General features: G+C 42.1%; 14 protein-coding genes. 4 read left to right on the top strand and 10 right to left on the bottom strand.

Annotation, left to right across the window (positions count from 1 at the left end):
* Nucleotides 1–87: 87 nt before the first annotated feature.
* The 8 genes from H6G69_RS22345 to H6G69_RS22310 all read right to left on the bottom strand — a co-directional run bounded on the left by H6G69_RS22345 (nucleotide 88) and on the right by H6G69_RS22310 (nucleotide 11,446).
* Nucleotides 88–6,789 carry a HAMP domain-containing protein gene (locus H6G69_RS22345; RefSeq protein WP_190691322.1) on the bottom strand — a complete coding sequence of 2,234 codons (6,702 nt, stop codon included), beginning with the start codon at nucleotides 6,787–6,789 and terminating at the stop codon, nucleotides 88–90.
* 500 nt (nucleotides 6,790–7,289) lie between these two features.
* Nucleotides 7,290–7,886: an urease accessory protein UreG gene (gene ureG, locus H6G69_RS22340; RefSeq protein ID WP_190691361.1), complete on the bottom strand. Its 597-nt coding sequence runs from the start codon at nucleotides 7,884–7,886 to the stop codon at nucleotides 7,290–7,292.
* A gap of 246 nt (nucleotides 7,887–8,132) precedes the next feature.
* The gene (locus tag H6G69_RS22335; protein WP_190691321.1) at nucleotides 8,133–8,327 is read right to left on the bottom strand and encodes a DUF6887 family protein; all 195 of its coding nucleotides are present in this window, start codon (nucleotides 8,325–8,327) and stop codon (nucleotides 8,133–8,135) included.
* Between the two features lie 81 nt (nucleotides 8,328–8,408).
* Nucleotides 8,409–9,095 carry an urease accessory protein UreF gene (locus tag H6G69_RS22330; RefSeq protein ID WP_190691320.1) on the bottom strand — a complete coding sequence of 229 codons (687 nt, stop codon included), beginning with the start codon at nucleotides 9,093–9,095 and terminating at the stop codon, nucleotides 8,409–8,411.
* Nucleotides 9,073–9,534 carry an urease accessory protein UreE gene (gene ureE, locus H6G69_RS22325; RefSeq protein WP_190691319.1) on the bottom strand — a complete coding sequence of 154 codons (462 nt, stop codon included), beginning with the start codon at nucleotides 9,532–9,534 and terminating at the stop codon, nucleotides 9,073–9,075. The genes H6G69_RS22330 and ureE overlap by 23 nt, the downstream gene beginning before the upstream one ends.
* 296 nt (nucleotides 9,535–9,830) lie before the next feature.
* The gene (locus tag H6G69_RS22320; RefSeq protein ID WP_190691318.1) at nucleotides 9,831–10,229 is read right to left on the bottom strand and encodes a biopolymer transporter ExbD; all 399 of its coding nucleotides are present in this window, start codon (nucleotides 10,227–10,229) and stop codon (nucleotides 9,831–9,833) included.
* Entirely contained in the window at nucleotides 10,213–10,866 is a 654-nt protein-coding gene (locus H6G69_RS22315; RefSeq protein WP_190691317.1) for a MotA/TolQ/ExbB proton channel family protein, read from the bottom strand. Before H6G69_RS22315 ends, H6G69_RS22320 begins: the two co-directional genes overlap by 17 nt.
* Before the next feature lie 397 nt (nucleotides 10,867–11,263).
* A complete protein-coding gene (locus H6G69_RS22310) occupies nucleotides 11,264–11,446 on the bottom strand; it encodes a hypothetical protein (RefSeq protein ID WP_190691316.1) in 183 nt (60 codons plus the stop codon).
* A gap of 258 nt (nucleotides 11,447–11,704) precedes the next feature.
* Here H6G69_RS22310 and H6G69_RS22305 point away from each other — a divergent pair, with 258 nt between their 5' ends.
* Entirely contained in the window at nucleotides 11,705–11,914 is a 210-nt protein-coding gene (locus H6G69_RS22305; protein WP_190691315.1) for a hypothetical protein, read from the top strand.
* 240 nt (nucleotides 11,915–12,154) lie between these two features.
* On the opposite strand, the gene H6G69_RS22300 is transcribed toward H6G69_RS22305, so the two are convergent.
* Nucleotides 12,155–14,014: a DUF1565 domain-containing protein gene (locus H6G69_RS22300; protein WP_190691314.1), complete on the bottom strand. Its 1,860-nt coding sequence runs from the start codon at nucleotides 14,012–14,014 to the stop codon at nucleotides 12,155–12,157.
* Nucleotides 14,015–14,293: 279 nt separating this feature from the next.
* Here H6G69_RS22300 and H6G69_RS22295 point away from each other — a divergent pair, with 279 nt between their 5' ends.
* Together H6G69_RS22295 and thiS are read left to right on the top strand one after the other, a co-directional pair.
* Nucleotides 14,294–15,412, top strand: a complete 1,119-nt coding sequence (locus H6G69_RS22295; RefSeq protein ID WP_190691313.1) for a thiamine phosphate synthase — start codon at nucleotides 14,294–14,296, stop codon at nucleotides 15,410–15,412.
* A 101-nt stretch (nucleotides 15,413–15,513) separates the two neighbouring features.
* Nucleotides 15,514–15,726: a sulfur carrier protein ThiS gene (gene thiS, locus H6G69_RS22290; protein ID WP_190691312.1), complete on the top strand. Its 213-nt coding sequence runs from the start codon at nucleotides 15,514–15,516 to the stop codon at nucleotides 15,724–15,726.
* On the opposite strand, the gene H6G69_RS22285 is transcribed toward thiS, so the two are convergent.
* Nucleotides 15,723–16,934, bottom strand: a complete 1,212-nt coding sequence (locus tag H6G69_RS22285; protein WP_190691311.1) for a glycosyltransferase family 4 protein — start codon at nucleotides 16,932–16,934, stop codon at nucleotides 15,723–15,725. The genes thiS and H6G69_RS22285 overlap by 4 nt on opposite strands.
* 1,495 nt (nucleotides 16,935–18,429) lie before the next feature.
* Between H6G69_RS22285 and H6G69_RS22280 the strand changes: the two genes are divergently transcribed.
* Nucleotides 18,430–19,404, top strand: a complete 975-nt coding sequence (locus H6G69_RS22280) for a DUF1517 domain-containing protein (protein WP_190691310.1) — start codon at nucleotides 18,430–18,432, stop codon at nucleotides 19,402–19,404.
* Nucleotides 19,405–19,518: the final 114 nt, after the last annotated feature.

Below are 19,518 nucleotides of genomic sequence, written 5' to 3'. Positions count from 1 at the left end.
CCAGTCTTATTCTGTCACAAACAATCAAGCCCCACACTATATCCTTTTTTGGCATTAATAATAGGGTGGGGTTTTTGTTTTGAGAATTTATCTGTATAACCAAACTCTGAGTAAAGAAAGTAATTGCTCAATATCTACAGGTTTGGTGATGTAGTCTGATGCACCTGATTCGATACATTTTTCACGATCGCCTTGCATAGCTTTCGCGGTGAGGGCAATAATTGGTAAAGTTTTAAATTGCTCGTTTTGGCGGATTTGCCTGGTTGTTTCGTAACCATCCATTTCTGGCATCATCACATCCATTAACACCACATCAATCTCGGGTGTAGTTTCTAACATTATGATGCCGTCTCTGCCATTTTCTGCATAGATAACCTGCATTTGATAACGCTCTAGCATACTGGTTAGGGCAAAAATATTACGGACATCATCATCGATAATTAATACTTTTTTGTTCGTCAGTATATAGTCCCGCGAATGTAGTTGTTCAAGTATTTGCCGCTTGGGTTCTGGTAAGGCTGACTGGACACGGTGCAGGAACAATGTGGTTTCGTCTAGCAGGCGTTCGGGCGATCGCACATCTTTGACTATAATGGTTTCTGTAATCCTGCGTAATTCTGTTTCTTGGGCTTTGGTCAATTCGATACCAGTGTAAATAATGATGGGTAAAGCTTCGCCATGAGGTAATTGCTTGATTTGCTGAAGCAGTTCAAACCCATTCATATCTGGCAAGCCTAAATCAAGGACGAGACAATCAAATTGCTGGGAAGTAATAGCGGCTAGGGCTTCGTGTCCGGTGGCGACAGCAGTAGTAGCAACATCGCTATTGCCAATTAATTCAACAATGCTATGGCGTTGAGTGTCGTCATCTTCTACGACTAGCAAGTTCTTCACCCGACGGTCAACGAAACCTTTGATTTTGTTTAACGCTTCAGATATGCTCTCGCTGCTGGCAGGTTTTTGCAAATATGCCAAGGCTCCTAGTTGCAAACTCCGCCGCCGTCCTTCTTCGACGGTCATGATATGTACAGGAATATGGCGGGTATTGGGGTCATGTTTTAAACGATCTAGTACCGTCCAACCGTCCATATCTGGTAAGTGGATGTCTAGCAAAATCCCCACAGGTAGAAATTGCTGGGCGAGGGCGAGTCCATTGCTGCCATTTTGAGCAGTAACGACCTTAAATCCTTGCTCATGCGCCATTTCTAATAAGATGCGCGCAAAGTTAATGTCATCCTCAATAATTAACAATACGCGATCGCCGCTTTCGATTTCGGTGCGATCGTCTTCTAGTAAGGGGGTGTGCGGATTGGGCAGAATTATCGGTGTTACAGACGAAACTACCTCAGTTGCAGCTACTGTTGTTGGTATTACTGCCAATTCTGTTGTGGGAGTTGTAGCTGTAGTGGGAAACAGTAGAGATGATGGCGGATTGAGTAATAACTGTGCTGTTGGCTCAGGATTAACTAATCTTGTCTCAGCATTAAATTGAGGCAAGTAGAAGGTGAAGGTGCTACCTTGCGCTACATTGCTTTCTAAAGTAATTTCGCCGCCAAATAGACGGGCAATTTCCCGACTGATAGATAAGCCTAAGCCAGTCCCGCCGTATTTGCGGCTAGTAGTACCATCGGCTTGTTGGAAGGCTTCAAAAATGACCTTTTGTTTTTCAGGTGCAATACCAATCCCAGTGTCAATTACAGAAAAGGCAACTACCAGGGAAGCCCGGTTTAAGGTTTCTTGATTAATACTCCAGCCCTGCTTGGCGACTTCGACTCGTAAACGCACTTCGCCCCGTTCTGTAAATTTAAAAGCGTTGGAAAGTAGGTTTTTTAGGACTTGTTGCAAGCGTTTTGGGTCGGTGTAAATCGCTTTGGGTAATTCAGGAGCTAATTCAATGTTGAAGTTGAGTCCTTTGTCTTGGGCAATTTGGCGGAAGGTGCGCTCTGTCTGGTCGCGCAAATCTGTGACTAGCATTTGCGACATATCAATTGACATGGTTCCCGATTCGATTTTGGCGAGGTCGAGGATGTCATTGATGAGTGCTAATAAGTCATTACCAGCAGAGTAAATGGTGCGGCTATATTCAACTTGTTTAGTGCTGAGGTTGCCATCGATGTTATCTGTCAATAACTTAGCCAAGATTAACAAGCTATTTAGCGGTGTCCGCAGTTCGTGGGACATATTCGCCAAAAACTCTGATTTATATTTGGATGAGAGTGCCAATTGTTCGGCTTTTTCTTCTAAAGAGCGTCTAGCTTGTTCGATTTCGCGGTTTTTGCGCTCAACTTCTTTTTTCTGCTGTGCCAACAACTCGGCTTTTTCTTCGAGTTCGGCGTTGGTTTGCTGGAGTTCTTCTTGCTGTTTCTTGAGTAAATCTTCGGAAGTTTTGAGAGATTGGGCTTGTTGTTCGAGGCGCTTGTTGGTTTCTTTGAGTTCGTTTTGCTGGGTTTGCAGTTCTTCTGCCAAAGATTGGGATTGTTTGAGCAATTCTTCGGTACGCATGGAAGCTGCGATCGTATTCAGCACAATTGCAATACTTTCGGTGAGTTGGTCGAAGAATGTTAAGTGAATTTCGCTAAAGCGGCGGAAGGACGCTAACTCAATGACTGCGGTTACTTGTCCTTCAAATAAGACTGGTAAAACTACAACATTGAGAGGAGCCGATTCGCCTAAACCAGAGCTAATTTTGACGTAATCTGTCGGGACTTCTGTTAATAAAATTCGCTCTTTTTCTAATGCACATTGTCCTACCAAACCTTCGCCTAAGTGGAAGCGATTGGCTAAATGCTTGCGTTCGCGGTAGGCATAGCTGCTGAGGAGTTTGAGGTAATAAGATTGTTGTTCCCCGGCATCCATTAAGTAAAATACGCCATGTTGCGCCCCTACCAGTGGTGCAAGTTCCGAGAGAATTAGCTTGGATACAGTTTCTAAGTCGCGCTGACCTTGCAGCATTCGGGTAAATTTGGCCAGGTTGGTCTTTAACCAGTCCTGTTCGGTGTTTTTTTGGGTTGTCTCGCGCAGGTTGGCAATCATCTGGTTGATGTTGTCTTTCAGGATTGCCACTTCACCTAGGGCTTCTACGGAGATTGAGCGAGTTAAGTCACCTTTTGTTACTGCTGTCGCTACTTCAGCGATCGCGCGTAACTGAGTTGTCAGGGTCGCTGCTAGTTCGTTTACGTTGTCTGTCAAGTCTTTCCACGTTCCGGCTGCCCCTGGAACCCTCGCTTGACCGCCTAACTTCCCTTCAATTCCCACTTCCCGCGCTACGGTTGTTACCTGATTGGCGAAGGTCGCTAGGGTATCAATCATTTCATTGATAGTTTCTGCTAAGGTTTCAATTTCACCCTTCGCATCTAGCATCAATTTTCGCTTCAAGTCGCCATTCGCCACGGCGGTGACAACTCGCGCAATCCCTCGCACTTGGGCGGTTAAGTTCCCCGCCATTGAATTTACATTGTCGGTGAGGTCTTTCCATGTACCCGCCACACCTTGCACCAAGGCTTGACCGCCTAATTTACCTTCCGTTCCTACTTCCCGCGCTACCCGCGTTACTTCTGAGGCGAAGGAACTAAGTTGATCCACCATTGTGTTAATGGTGTTTTTCAAGTCGAGAATTTCACCCTTTACATCCACCGTGATTTTCTTCGACAAGTCACCATTCGCCACCGCCTTCGTTACTTCCGCAATATTCCGCACCTGGGCTGTCAAATTCCCCGCCATTAAATTCACGTTGTCGGTGAGGTCTTTCCACGTACCGCCAACCCCTCGGACGTACGCTTGTACGCCCAATTTACCTTCTGTTCCCACCTCCCGCGCTACCCGCGTTACTTCCGAGGCGAAGGAGTTCAACTGATCCACCATTGTATTGATGGTGTTTTTCAGTTCGAGAATTTCACCCTTCACATCAACGGTGATTTTTTTGGACAAGTCGCCATTCGCCACCGCCGTCGTCACATCCGCGATGTTTCGCACCTGGGCTGTCAAGCTTCCCGCCATGAAGTTTACCGAGTCGGTGAGGTCTTTCCACGTACCCGCAACACCTTTTACTTCTGCTTGTACGCCTAATTTTCCTTCCGTTCCCACCTCTCGCGCCACCCGCGTTACTTCCGAGGCGAAGGAGTTGAGTTGATCTACCATCGTGTTGACGGTGTTTTTCAGTTCGAGAATTTCCCCTTTCACATCAACGGAGATTTTCTTGGATAAGTCGCCATTCGCTACCGCCGTTGTTACCGCCGCGATGTTTCTTACTTGGGCTGTCAAACTTCCCGCCATGAAGTTCACAGAGTCGGTGAGGTCTTTCCAGGTTCCGGCTACACCTTTCACATCCGCTTGTACACCCAGTTTCCCCTCACTTCCTACTTCTCTCGCCACCCTGGTTACTTCCGAGGCGAAGGAGTTTAGCTGATCCACCATGATATTGATGGTGTTTTTCAGTTCGAGAATTTCACCTTTGACTTGGACTGTGATTTTCTTGGATAAGTCACCATTTGCGATCGCAGTTGCAACTTCCGCAATACTACGTACTTGGTCGGTGAGGTTCCCCGCCATCATATTCACCGCACCTGTCAAATCTTTCCAAGTACCCGCCACACCCCGCACTTCTGCTTGTACGCCCAGTTTTCCTTCTGTTCCTACCTCACGGGCTACCCTGGTTACTTCTGATGCAAAGGAACTCAGTTGATCCACCATTGTATTGATGGTGTTTTTCAACTCTAAAATTTCGCCCTTCACATCCACAGTGATTTTCTTGGACAAGTCGCCATTCGCTACCGCCGTCGTCACATCAGCAATATTTCTTACCTGGGCTGTCAAACTTCCCGCCATGAAGTTTACCGAGTCTGTCAAATCCTTCCACGTACCCGCAACGCCTCGCACTTCTGCTTGTACGCCCAGTTTCCCTTCACTTCCCACTTCTCGCGCCACCCGCGTTACTTCCGATGCGAAGGAGTTGAGTTGATCCACCATTGTATTAATAGTGTTTTTCAACTCCAAAATCTCACCCTTCACATCCACAGTAATTTTCTTCGACAAGTCGCCATTCGCCACCGCCGTTGTCACTTCCGCAATGTTTCTTACTTGGGCTGTCAAACTTCCCGCCATGAAGTTTACCGAGTCTGTCAAATCCTTCCACGTACCCGCCACGCCCCGCACATCTGCTTGTACGCCCAATTTCCCTTCACTTCCTACTTCCCTCGCTACCCGCGTTACTTCTGATGCAAAGGAACTCAGTTGATCCACCATAATATTGATGGTGTTTTTCAGTTCAAAAATTTCGCCCTTCACATCTACAGTAATTTTCTTCGACAAGTCACCATTAGCGATCGCTGTTGCCACTTCCGCAATATTTCTTACCTGTCCTGTCAGGTTCCCCGCCATCAAATTCACATTGTCGGTGAGGTCTTTCCACGTCCCCGCCACCCCTCGCACTTCTGCTTGTACGCCCAGTTTTCCTTCCGTTCCCACTTCCCGCGCTACCCTAGTTACCTCTGATGCAAAAGAGTTAAGTTGATCCACCATTGTATTAATAGTGTTTTTCAACTCCAAAATCTCACCCTTCACATCCACAGTAATTTTCTTCGACAAGTCGCCATTCGCCACCGCCGTTGTCACTTCCGCAATGTTTCTTACTTGGGCTGTCAAACTTCCCGCCATGAAGTTTACCGAGTCTGTCAAATCCTTCCACGTACCCGCAACGCCCCGCACATCCGCTTGTACGCCCAGTTTCCCTTCACTTCCTACTTCCCGCGCCACCCTAGTTACTTCTGATGCAAAGGAACTCAGTTGATCCACCATGATATTGATGGTGTTTTTCAACTCTAGAATTTCGCCTTTTACATCTACTGTAATCTTTTTGGATAAGTCACCATTAGCGATCGCTGTTGCCACTTCCGCAATATTTCTTACCTGTCCTGTCAGGTTCCCCGCCATCAAATTCACATTGTCGGTGAGGTCTTTCCAAGTCCCCGCCACCCCTCGCACTTCTGCTTGTACACCTAATTTTCCTTCTGTACCCACTTCCCGCGCTACCCTGGTTACTTCTGATGCAAAAGAGTTAAGTTGATCCACCATTGTATTGACGGTGTTTTTCAACTCTAGAATTTCGCCTTTTACGTCTACAGTAATCTTCTTCGATAAGTCACCATTTGCGATCGCCGTTGCAACCTCAGCAATATTTCGTACCTGTCCTGTCAGGTTCCCCGCCATCAAATTCACATTGTCGGTGAGGTCTTTCCACGTCCCCGCCACACCTTTGACTTCTGCTTGTACACCCAACTTCCCTTCCGTTCCCACTTCCCGTGCCACCCTGGTTACTTCTGAGGCAAAAGAACCCAGACGTTCGACCATTGTGTTAACAATATTTGCCGTTTGCAGAAACTCACCCTTGAGGGGTTTACCATCAATTTCTGTAGCGATCGTTTGAGATAAATCCCCATTCGCCACCGACCGAATTACACGGGTAGTCTCAGCAGTCGGTTGAACTAAATCTGTAATTAGGGTGTTGACAGAATTAACACAATCTGCCCAAGAGCCACGGACATTGCCTAAAGATGCCCTTTCTGTAATTTTCCCATCTTTGCCAACCACATTCCCAATGCGCTGTAACTCTAATGCCATACGCTCATTTTGGTCAATAATCTCATTGAGCGTGTCTGATATTTTACCCGCTAGCCCAGTATGGTCTACGGACATCCGAACAGAAAAGTCACCTTTTTTAACAGCAGTTAATGTTTTTAGAAGTTGTTTTAAATCAAGATTATCGCTTTCTCTGGTTAACTGTTCAGTTGCCATTGCTATATCCTTGGGGAAGTTGAAAGGAGTAGTTACCCTGCCAATCGACGAGGGTAGGTGAGCATAAAAATTTAGATTAATGATGAAAAACAAAAGAACTGCATATTGCTGCTGTTTAGCAGTTCGATAATATTTAGTTGAAGAATTATGGATTTAGCTATAAATTAAGGACTGCCCCATTCATAGACATCAGTCTATTAAGGAGGCAAGACGTTAGTTTAAGCGTTGTTAAGAATAACCTTTACTGGATAAATCCAACTAAACTGTGCTGAAGTTAGTTGGCAAATATTTCTACAATTCCAAATAAATTATTTAGGCTCTCACTTATTTTAACTCTACCATTTGTTAACTTTAGCTGGAGGAAAATCATCCGACAATAAAGCACTAGGTAGAAGGCAAACGAAAAGAAATTTGCTATTATATTAGACTTTATTTTCCTGACACAAGCAAACTTCAGATACCCGGCTTATTCAATAAGTCGGGTATCTTTTCAGTATTCTTTATGCTAGATGTTTAATCACAAAGTTAATGACATCTACTAGACCCGATTGAGTTTTTAAATTTGTAAAAATAAAAGGTTTCTCACCGCGCATTTTTTTAGCATCTCTTTCCATCACGCCTAAATCTGCACCGACGAATGGTGCAAGGTCAATTTTATTAATCACCAATAAATCAGATTTTGTAATTCCTGGCCCACCTTTGCGGGGAATTTTATCACCAGCAGCCACATCAATCACATAGATTGTTAAATCTACTAATTCAGGACTAAAGGTAGCGGCTAAATTATCGCCACCGCTTTCTAAAAAGACTAAATCTAAATTCAGGAAACGCTGTTCTAATTGTTCAATTGCCGCCAGATTCATCGAAGCATCTTCACGAATTGCTGTGTGCGGACAGCCGCCAGTTTCCACACCCAAAATGCGATCGCTTGGTAAAGCCTGAGAACGCACTAAATACTGTGCATCTTCCTGAGTATAAATATCATTCGTCACCACTGCAATATGATACTCGTCGCGTAACGCTTTACACAACGCATCTACTAACGCCGTCTTCCCCGAACCAACAGGGCCAGCAACACCTACTCGAAATGCGGTCATAGTCATTTGTCAATGGTCAATGGTCAATAGTCATTAGTAAATCTTAAGTGGGTGCTTTAGGTTGAAGCTGTAATGCACTGCAATATAAAAGACAGTAACTTAATTTGGCGTTGCATAAATACGGGATGAATTGAGATGTTTAACAAAAATAAAATATTGATTCTTCGCGCCTTTGCGCCTTTGCGCGAAACAAAAAACATCCCACTAATCAGCAATGCCCTTAATTTTTACTCTGTAAACAACTTCTTAGTTAGTATTCTTGGGACGGAAAATATCTGTTAACTCTTCTTTAGTCATGTTATATGGGAAGGGATAAATTTTAGCATCAGGACTACGACGTTTGATGAATAACTCTCTGATAGCTTCATCATCAGTAGGGTGTTGTCGGATATAAGCTTTTAATTCTTGACGAGTCATTTGAGTAAAATCAGGCTTAGTCATCTTCGTAAAACTCCCAACTTCGATGATGAAATTTCACACTTCATACTTCATACTTCATACTTCATACTTCACACTTCATCCTCAACTTCTAAACAACCTTGTATATTGGGTTTCATGCTGCATACTTGCTAAGGATAAACCCCAGCTACAACAACTCAGTTCATCATCTGCTAAAACTAAAATTTCTTGCACAGCAGCACTAATTAATGGTTGTAGATAAAGTAATAATTCTTGTCCTGTGGTTTGTCCGAGGGGAATGAGTTTGACTCCGGCGGTGATGAGATTAGTTGCCCAACTATGCAGATATGCCAGCATAGCAACGTTAGGATTAATTTGATAATGGGTGGCAGCGATGCCAAAAGCGATCGCATAATTACAAGGATTTCCCACACTATTAATAGTATGCAGCAGTTGTGGTTGTAGTTTACCAAGTAATTGGGCAAGCGATCGGCCCATCTGCCAGCTAGAATTACGTAACTCTTGCGTTTCTCGCGCTGCTGATAACCAGCAATTCCAATAACACAATCTTTCTAAATCTCCCATTTTTACAGATTCCACAGCGCGTAACATCACCGCCGCCTCTAACCTAATTGCCCCATAACGCAGTTCTGAGGTTAACCACTGCTTTAATGCTTCTGGCTGAGAAACTATTCCTGCTTCTACTAAAGTTTCCAACCCTTCAGAATAACTATAAGCACCAACAGGTAAAGCTGGGCTGGCTAACTGCAAAATCCACAAAAACTGGCTATTCGTGAGAGTGATGTCCATAAGCGCCTAATTCTGGCTGAAATGGTGTAACTTCCTCGATAACTTCTAACCCCAACTGTTCCAACATCGTCCGTAACACCGAGTCAGGCGATAAGCGTAAATAACTTGGGGTAATTTCTACAGCCACATGACGATTTCCTAAATGATATACTGCCCGCATTAATAAAAGTGGCGTTGAAGCGAACACACTCAGCACTGGTTCTGCTTTCGCAACAACTCTAATTAAACTACCATCAGTTTCAGCTTGCAAAATATCACCATCCCGCAGTACAGTCCCCCTAGGTAAACGCAAAAACACAACCTGTCCATCCTCCGTTTCAAAGCGATGACGGCTGCGGGTGCGTTCTTGGGCTGTCAATGCCAGAGTCAAACTTACCACAACATCAGGATTCGGTGGTTGACGTTGCGTCAAAGTCAAGCAATTTTGAATTGATTCCATAAATCAATACATAGCCAAGATAGTGAAGACATTGATCAACGATAAAACTCAAAGAGAAAAAGGTTTGTCATCTCATGTCCGGCAAATCAGTTATGATTCAACTCATCTGTGCAGAAAGATAAAACTCTCCCTGCTCCCTGCCCCCTGCGGTCTTGATGATAAGTCTTTGTACTAGACATGATATCAGCTTACAAGCTGTCACCTGCTATCCAAATCTACTCCCTATTTTTTAGGCACAAAGAAAACCTACTTTTTTCTCTGTGCCAGCATCATCATAGTTATTATCGCTACTGCAACTATTTGCGAGTAGCAATGCCTAACTTTGCACCTTCAATGCGGCGAATTTTATCCATCACAGCTACAACTTTACCGTGGTTCACTGCTTCATCAGCATTTAGTACCACCATTAATTGCTGTTGTGGTTCGACTTTTTGTCTTACTCTGGCTTCTAATTGTTCTAAACTTACCGCTTCCTTGTTTAAAAATAATTCGCCAGCACTATTAATTGTTACTGTTACCTGTGCTGGGCGTTCTGTTTTTGCCGTACTGGCTTGAGGTAAATTAACTGGTAAACCCTCAGAACGAGTCAAATACAAGGTTGACATGATAAAAAATGTCAAAATTGCAAATATGACATCAATCATTGGCACAATATTAATTTGTGCTGGAATATCAGGCTCATCTTGAAGACGCATACACTTTATCTCCTCGTTCGTAGCGACGACGGTAAAGTAATTCTAATTCTCCACCGTATTCTTGAATCAATGCTATTTGTCTTTGATAAAGTCCGCGAAAAGTATTAGCAAAAAATAATGTAAAAATAGCTACAACTAACCCTGATGCTGTTGATACCAATGCTTCACTAATACCGCTAGTTACCCCAGCCGTTTTGGTTCCGCCTACATCCCCTAAATTGAGAGAAGCGAAAGACGCAATCAAGCCTAATACAGTACCCAGAAGACCTAATAAAGGTGCAAGAGAAATAATAGTATCAAAGATTGTCGTAAATCTTTTCAGCAAAGGTATCTCTGCTTGGGCTTCACTTTCTAAAGCCAAGCGAAATTCTTCTGGAGTCGGTTCTTCTAATTCCAAAGCCGCTAAAAAAATTCGGGCAATGGGTAAATCTGCATTCTTTTGCAGTATCTCAATAGCAGTTACAACATTATCTAGACGGTAAGTATTTAAAACATCTCGGACTACGCGTTGCTGACTTCTGCTGATTTTAACCCAAAACTTTAACCGTTCAATAATTAACGCTACCGCCAATACCGAAAAAAATAGCAGTGGCCACATCACTACGCCACCAGCTACAAACACATTTTTAATATCCATGTACGATTTCTCAAGCCTCTAGAGGAATTTACCTATTATTCTCGCCAGCATAGCCGACAAAATATTCTCAAAATAACTTAAAGCAAATGAGAATTAATGTCAATCACTTTAACTGGGATGAGATAACAAACTGTTTTGATGATTGATGCAAAGCAGATATAAACGATATTTTCCAGCAACTGATTAGCAATCCATATATCAACCTATCTTGACTTACTGATTGTTTTTTGCGTTTAGTTCTAAAAAATAACTAGATTTTAATGAAAAATACTGGCAATAACTCTAAATTAGTAGCAGTGAGTAGTTGTTGTTACCAACCCGGAAAAGATAAAAGTAGCTATAAGCACTAGTAAATATAATTAATTGTAACAATAATTAACAAAGTCTCAGAGGTTGTTTAAAAAGCGATTGGAAATCGCGCGCCACTGAGGGAGTCGGGGAACCCGCCCAACGCAGTGGCTTGGCTACATAGACGAAATCCAGCTACTTGGGTTTGAAAACCTTGATTTTGTCTTAGTCCACGCAGGTGGACTTTGCTTGTGTAGTAGCGAATTCTATTCGCCCAATACTTGTCAAACATCCTCTAACATTTAAGGTTTACTAATTTTCTTAAATAAGCATAAATTAGCGATCGCTCTTAGCCAGAACAATGTAAAATTTCTACTCAAAATTAAAATCCAACCTTATCTATAACAGTCCTAAATGAAACGTAAATAAATTCACTTCCTTAACCCTATTCTTAGGCTCCTTGAGTAATTTATAAATCAAATAGGATTGCTATAGACAAAACAAACAATAAATTTCACTTTACTCTCAGAAATTTAATAGGTGTCAGACTATGATTTCTCAAGATTGTGAATCAGTAGATATTGTCAACGACTTAGTGCGGAAAATCAGAATTAAAGAAAGTCAGTTAAAAATTGCTCAAGAATCCAACTTGATCTATACTTCTGCGGCCTTAGAAAGCCAAATTTTAGAATTAAGATTTAAGTTATCTCAGTCTCAAGACCCTGAATTAGACGCATTAATGAGTTTATTAGACGATTAACTAAGTTGGTGCTGATAAAGTTGGCATTGCTGATTAACGTGAAGGGTGAAGAGTGCTGAGTTAAAAGACTGCCCACAAGGGGCGGGGCATAACCAAGAGTGAGAAAATACTGAGTACTCTTTTTCTTACTCAGCACTCAGCACTCAGCACTCAGCACTCAATAGGGTGAAAAAAACAGCCTGTGTAAACAGGCTGAACAGAAGCTATTTTTCTACAGAGTTATGAGGATGGATTGTTAATTTAATTCAATGGTTCCATAATGGTTTTTAACCCATTGCTTGTGAGTGTTTTTAACATTTCATCAGCATTGGCGCGATCGCTAAATACTCCCGCTTGCATGACTTTACGTCCTTGCCAAATTGTCGAAAATGCACCAGGGGCAACAAATCTAACTAATTGTTGTTCTTTGTCGTTGGTTACTTCTACGATGATGCGGTAACGTGTCCCTCTAGCAGGCTGAAAATAGCTGGGATTATAAGCTGTTGTATTAGTTTGGGGAACTGATACTTTTCGCATATTGGCAGTGTTACCCAGAGGAACATTACCATCAGGAACGGGTAAAGGCGCGGCACTAGGATTAGATGTTGTTTGGGTGTTAGCATCAGGCGCGCTAAATTCGATGGCGTTAGTATTAATCTGCACGTAATTCAGCTGTGGTGATGCTGATTGTCGAACTGGTAAAGCCGTAACTTCAGTTCTCGGTGCTGGTTGTTGTGCGGCTACACTGCTAGGTACAGGAAATCCACCTTTGGGAGGCGTAAGCGGTTGTGGGTTAGGTCTACGCGCAATTGGTTTGGCTAATGGTCTAACTTGGTTAGTCGTTTTCGGTACTTGCGGGGCGGAGAAGGTAATTTCTGTTGTCGAATTTGTGACAGGGACGATGTTATTTGTGGTAGCAGGTTGGGGCTGCTCTGCAACGGTGGCGGTTGTAGTGACAGGAAGAATGTTACTTGCTGGATGAGGTTGAGAATTATCCGCAACAGTAGCAACTTGAGCGTTAAAATCTACGTTGCCGACAATTTTTTGACTAGCTAGGGTATTTCCCGCCGCAGCGATCGCTTGTTTAGCAGCATTAGCGTTAATATCATAGCGAGCATTGTTACGAAATTCGTTACCGCCTGGTTCTGTAACTGTACCTAAGTTTGGCATAGCTTGAGCGATCGCTACCAAACCGTCTTCTTGACTATCGGCAATTAAATTATTCCTTAAAATCGGCTGCGCCTTTCCTTGGACTAAAACTCCAGCACGGTTGTTTTGAATTTGATTACCTATGACTATAGGAGCCGCATTTTGAGTAATATTTACTGCGTAACCTGTTTCTTGAAATATATTTTCTTGGATTTTGGCTTGCGAATGACCGCTAAGGGTGATGCCGTTAGCTCCATTGCGATAAAAATAATTTTTACTAATTGTCGGTGTACCATTACCACTAACTGCAACACCATCTTGTGTGTTGCCTGTAAATGTATTTTCGGCAATTGTGGGATTACTAGATTCAATCCACAAACCATAACCACGGGGATGAGAATTAATGACTGTCACCCCTGTTAACGTAGCTTGATTTGCACCAACAATCGTGACATTCTGTCCGCCATAGCTGCGACTTAGGTATGTACCACCACCTTGAATTGTCACTCCATTACCTTTGTTACTGATATCTCCTTGAATAGAAACACCAGCTTTGAGCATCAATGGAAACTCTTCTCCGGTTTGGGTACTGTAATTACCGGGGGCTAGCATAATTGTTGTATTACCTGTAGCTACCCGCAGAGCTTGGGTAATTGTTTTGTAGGGGGTGCGATCGCTACCGTTACCTGTTGTGTCATCTCCAATACTTGGGTTGACAAACACCGCATTAACCTGCGAAAGTGTTCTTTCACCCAGGGGCATTCGATCTGGTATAGATGGCATCTGAGCAACGGCGCTGCCGTTTATCGCCAGCAACGTTAAGCCTGCCACTCCCATACCAACCGTATAAAAAAAGACTGAGTAACCAACAGCTATAAGTATAGCTAAGTCTAGAGGTGGATATGGTTTATCAAAGGCAATGAGCTTGCGTACCAGTCTCCGATGTTGACTCAACATAATGGGGGAAAACATTTTTACAAGACTCCTAAGAAATAACAATAAAGTCTTATACCCTTAGACACTAATATGTCGATAATGTTACCCACAATATTGACCGATTGGCTATTTTAAAGACAAAGTAATTAAAGATAGGGAGTAAGAACTTTTAAGGATGAAGACTGAAGGATGAAATTACCCTGCGGGAAGCTACCCAAAGGGTATCTACATACTTCATACTTTATACTTCATACTTCATACTTTCCCTAATACGTTTTACTGAATAAATATAATGAAGTTAAAAACATTGCACATATGAAAGAGGCTGGCTGTTACGATGAAAGCACTAATGGAGTTGTGGTAATGGTCGAGCCGTATAGCCAAAAAGAGCAAATACAGCAAGTTGTTTACCGCATATTAGATGCTAATTTAGACCGCACTCGTGAAGGCTTACGCATCATTGAGGAGTGGTGTCGCTTTGGGTTGAATAATGCCCAGTTAGCAGGAGAATGCAAATACCTACGCCAAGAATTAGCTAAATGGCATACAGCAGAAATCAGAGCAGCACGAGATACTGTGGGTGATAGTGGTACGGATTTGTCTCACCCACAGGAAGAACAACGCTCGGGAATTACATCGTTGTTGCAAGCAAATTTTTGTCGCGTTCAAGAAGCATTGCGAGTATTAGAAGAATACGGAAAGTTGTATAGCTCTAATATGGGCAAAGCATTCAAACAGATGCGCTATCGCGTGTACACCTTAGAAAGTAATTTGATGGGTTATCAGCGTCATCAATTGTTATGGCGATCGCACTTATATCTAGTAACATCCCCATCAGACACTTTGTTAGGTACAGTAGAATCTGCACTCAAAGGTGGGTTGACCTTGGTACAGTACCGCGATAAAAATACTGATGATACTGTGCGTCTGGAACAAGCCACAAAATTGCGGCAGCTATGTCATGCTTACGGGGCGTTGTTTATTATGAACGATCGCGTAGACTTAGCTTTAGCTGTCGATGCCGATGGTGTACACCTAGGACAACAGGATATGCCCATCGCGCTAGCGCGGCAATTATTAGGGCCACAGAGGATTATCGGTCGTTCCACTACTAATGCCGAAGAGATGCAAAAAGCCATCTCCGAAGGTGCAGATTATATAGGAGTCGGCCCAGTTTACGAAACTCCGACAAAACTAGGTAAAGCTGCGGCTGGCTTAGAATATGTCCGCTACGCCGCCCAAAATAGCCCAATTCCCTGGTTTGCCATTGGCGGCATTGATGCCAATAATATCAATGATGTGATTGATGCTGGCGCTGAAAGGGTGGCAGTGGTGCGATCGCTCATGCAAGCAGAACAACCAACTCTCGTCACTCAATATTTAATGTCTCAGCTAAATCGGGTCAAACCACAACCTGTGATCATTCAAAATTGAGTCATTGGTCATTTGTCATTTTTTGAAAAGTAGGATAACCATACTTCACACTTCATACTTCATACTTCATACTTCACACTTCACACTTCACACTTTATTTTATGTCCGAGCAAATTAGCCTTCAGGTGAATGGGGAAACCCGGAACTGTTCATCTCAAACTCTTTTGCCTGATTTACTCCACGAATTGGGTTTTAACCCTCGTTTAGTGGCGGTGGAGTATAACGGGGAAATTTTACATCGCCAATTTTGGACAGAAACTACCGTCAAGCCAGGCGATCGCTTAGAAGTAGTTACCATTGTTGGCGGTGGTTAATTTTCTTGATAAAGCATCCGGTGAAGAGTTTTGCGCCTGGCTAATTCTTTACCTTTATGACCTAATTGTTCTCGCAACTGCTGGTCTTGGCACAAGCGTTTAAAGGCTTGAAAAACTTCGTATCCAGATTTAGGATTCACCAGGATGCCGTTTTCTTCATGATGAATCACTTCGATAACAGAACCAGCACGCGAAGCAATGACTGGTTTACCAAAGTAGCTTGCTTCTAAATATGCCAAACCAAAACCTTCAATAAACCTTGCTTTGGCATCATTCACCGTCAGCATCGCAAAGATGTCACAAGCAGCATAATAACTTGCTAATTCACCTTCTGTTACATAGCCAGCAAAGTGTACGCGTTGGTCTACACGCAAGCGTTGTGCTAGAGTTTGCAGTTCTGATTGACAAGGGCCTTCACCACAAAGTATATAGTGAACATCTACCCCAATAGTTAGTAATAGTGGTAAGTTCTCAATTACCCGCTCAAAACTTTTTTGTTTTACCAATCGTCCCACAGACAAGATGACAACTGCTGTTTCGGGGATGTTGTAAGTTTGCCGCACCTGCATTCGCAAATCTTCCAGATTGTTGTAGTTGGTAGCAATACCAAATTTCTCTGGTCTCATGGCTGGATGAATCACATGGGTGGGAGTTTGTAGGCGGAAAGTACTTCTTAAATAATCTCTTGTAAAGGAACTATTACAAACAATGCCAGTGGCGCGTTTTAATGTTAATTTGAATAGCGATCGCCACACTGGATTGCCTAATCCATTGCGGATATCATTCCCATGTAAATAAATAAAAAACTGGATAGGTAAAAGATAGCTTAGTAATAACAAAGAAGGAAAGTCATAGCCGTGTCCCCATTCAATATAACGATAGTGATAGCGAAAATAAAGTTTGATTGCTAGCACAAATGAAGATACTAAATTAATCAGTGGCTTGCATAAATTTGCCAAAAAATCACCTAGCCAGTCTTGAAAATTAGGCCAACGATAGATAGGAAATTGCTGATCTCGATCAAACTTTTCATCACCGGCACAACTAGCAGCAAGAACAATGATTCTCTCTGGGTCTTGAAGACAACGATTATACAGATATTCTCCAATCACCGCTTCTTTGGGTAAGAACAAACCCGATATTACTAAAATATCTGGATAGGCACTATTTTCTCTGACATTTGTTGCTAGTTGAGAAATATGTTCCATGTTAATTTTGGTAACTTTCACTAAAAAAATGTAATTATCAATCCTCAAACTCAGTTGAAAAAGTGGATATGAAGAGGTTAGCTTTGAGCGATCGCTCTTACCACGGCTACCAGCCCAAATTAGTGATTTTTTTTATTAACAACAAAGTAAGATAATCGTCTTTATTGTCGTTCAGGAGTTAGTCTGACAAATAAAATAACTTTGAGTTTGACTAGTTGTAGTTAGTTAATAACTCTTCAAATCCTAATTAATATTGATCTATTTCTACTATATGTTGCTCAAAAAGTTATTGCTATAATCACAGGGGAAATTTATTACCCATTTAACGAATTTCCTCTATTCGAGCATGAAGATCAACACAATTTGTAAAAAAACAGACTGGATCTCATACTGACTAATTTGTAAATTTAATTTTTTCTAAGCTAAAAATTTTTAGCTTGCTGGATGAGTAAATTTTATTTTGATTACAAGCAAAAATATTATTTGTCAATTTTTTTTACAAAATTTAACTGGTTGAGCCAGCGATAATATCTTTGCATCGATGATTAACACTCGGTGGCATTGGGCTGTGAGAAACATAATTCTCCATCCTTGTTTGAGTGGATATATTGCCAAGCTTTACAAATATTCTAGAACATGAAATATATAGATTGGCTCATAATTTATATGAAGTATTGGTTAATTATATATTTTGGTAACTGTTACATCAATTCTCATAATCAATAACAGTAATTCATCAGTATATCTTGGAGAATATCGTTAATAAAATTAATAACAGTTATATAAAATAATCCAATTATTTACTTAACATAGCCTAACTTAAATAATGTAATCTATGCTGCCAAAATGGCAAAAATATAGCAATACTGTTTGATTTATCAGGGAAGCAGGGAACACTAAAAAAGTAGAGACGTTGCATACAACATCTCTACAGAATTTATTCATAAAATTGGTATTAGAAGCTTACTGTCAAATAGATTGTATAGATTTTTGGAGTATTGCTTAAATCAATTTTTGAATTTTAATTTTAGATTTGCGAAGAGAAAAATTTTTCCATCTAAAGTCGGCAAGCTGCATAGAAAATTTGGCTCTAATCAGCCAATCTCGCAATCATTCTTCAATTTGGAATAACTTACTAAAGAAAATTCTGGCAAACTCTCCAAATATCTTTTGTCTATTGCTGAGATTTGGATTACTGCTTCCATCTTGGGCTTGATTTTACGCCAATCATTAATTGATTCCAAAGTTCCTATGGTCAAGCATAGGTTTTAAGGTACGGTTATCTACTACAGAAATCCCTCCTGCGTCTGCTGCATAGATAGGATAAGACGCGGTAAATTGAAGGTGTAGCAGCAATTTAATGATGTTACACAAAAAGCTACTGCCAACAAAATACTCGCTTACTAGTCGCGGGCTGGCATCAGCTAAATACCGCAAAATCCTACCAGCATTAGGATGCAATCATCAGAAATAAATTTTTTCAAGCGACTGTGTTATGCGTAAAAAAATACAACAAACCATCAAACCACTGTTAAAAACTTTCTTTGTCCTCAGCTTAGTTTTAGCTTTAGCGCTAGGCCATGCTGATGGTGCATTGGCGGCCCGCAGTGGTGGTCGCATTGGCGGCGGTTCTTTTAGAATGCCTTCTAGCCGCACCTATACACCCCGTACTTACGCGCCTCCTGGTGGTGGCGGATATTATGCACCTTATCCTGGGGGTGGTTTTGGCTTTCCTTTCATATTGCCGTTTTGGGGTATAGGCGGCGGCTTTGGCGGTCTGTTTACAATTTTAATTTTTATTGCGATCGCTAACTTCTTAGTTCAAAGTTTCCGCCGTGCCAACAGTGGTGAAGTTGAAGAAGTTGGTTATGGTAGCAACCCCAATGTTTCGGTAACTCGCTTGCAAGTTGGTTTGTTAGCTCAAGCCCGTGATTTGCAACCAGAACTCAACAAAATTGCCGAATTTGCTGATACCAACTCTCCCGAAGGTAGAGCAGAAGTTATCCAAGAAACTAGCCTCGCTTTACTCCGCCATCCAGAATACTGGGTATACGCAGGTGGTGGCACACAACAAGCAAAATTAAGCTCTGCTGAAGGTCAATTCAACCGTTTAGCATTGGCAGAACGCAGCAAATTTAGCTCAGAAACTCTTTCTAACGTCAATAACCAACTCAAAGCAACTCGTAATGACGTATTGCCGGCTAGTGGTGAACTTGACAACCCAACTCGTTTGATTAGTGAAGGCCCTGGGGAATATATTATCGTCACTTTGTTAGCAGCAACCCTAGGCAAATTTGCAATTCCAGCTATCAACACCACTGATGATTTACGCCAAGCTTTGCGGCAAATTGGTAGTATTCCTAGTGAACAATTGTTAGCAATTGAAGTGCTGTGGACTCCTCAAGCTGAAGGCGATACTTTAACTTCTGATGATTTATTAGCAGAGTATCCCGATTTGAAAGTGGTATAACTCTGTTGCTTGGGTAATAACTTCTAAATTCAAAAGAAAGCTTAGTTATTGCTCACTCTCAGAATTAGATTTTTCTAACCCGCTCAGGAGATTAAACTGTTCCTGTCAGCGGGT

The organism is Nostoc sp. FACHB-110, assembly GCF_014697425.1.
Taxonomy (GTDB): domain Bacteria; phylum Cyanobacteriota; class Cyanobacteriia; order Cyanobacteriales; family Nostocaceae; genus Nostoc_B.
Note: the sequence above shows the minus strand (reverse complement) of the source record. Positions and strands in the feature narration are given on the sequence as shown.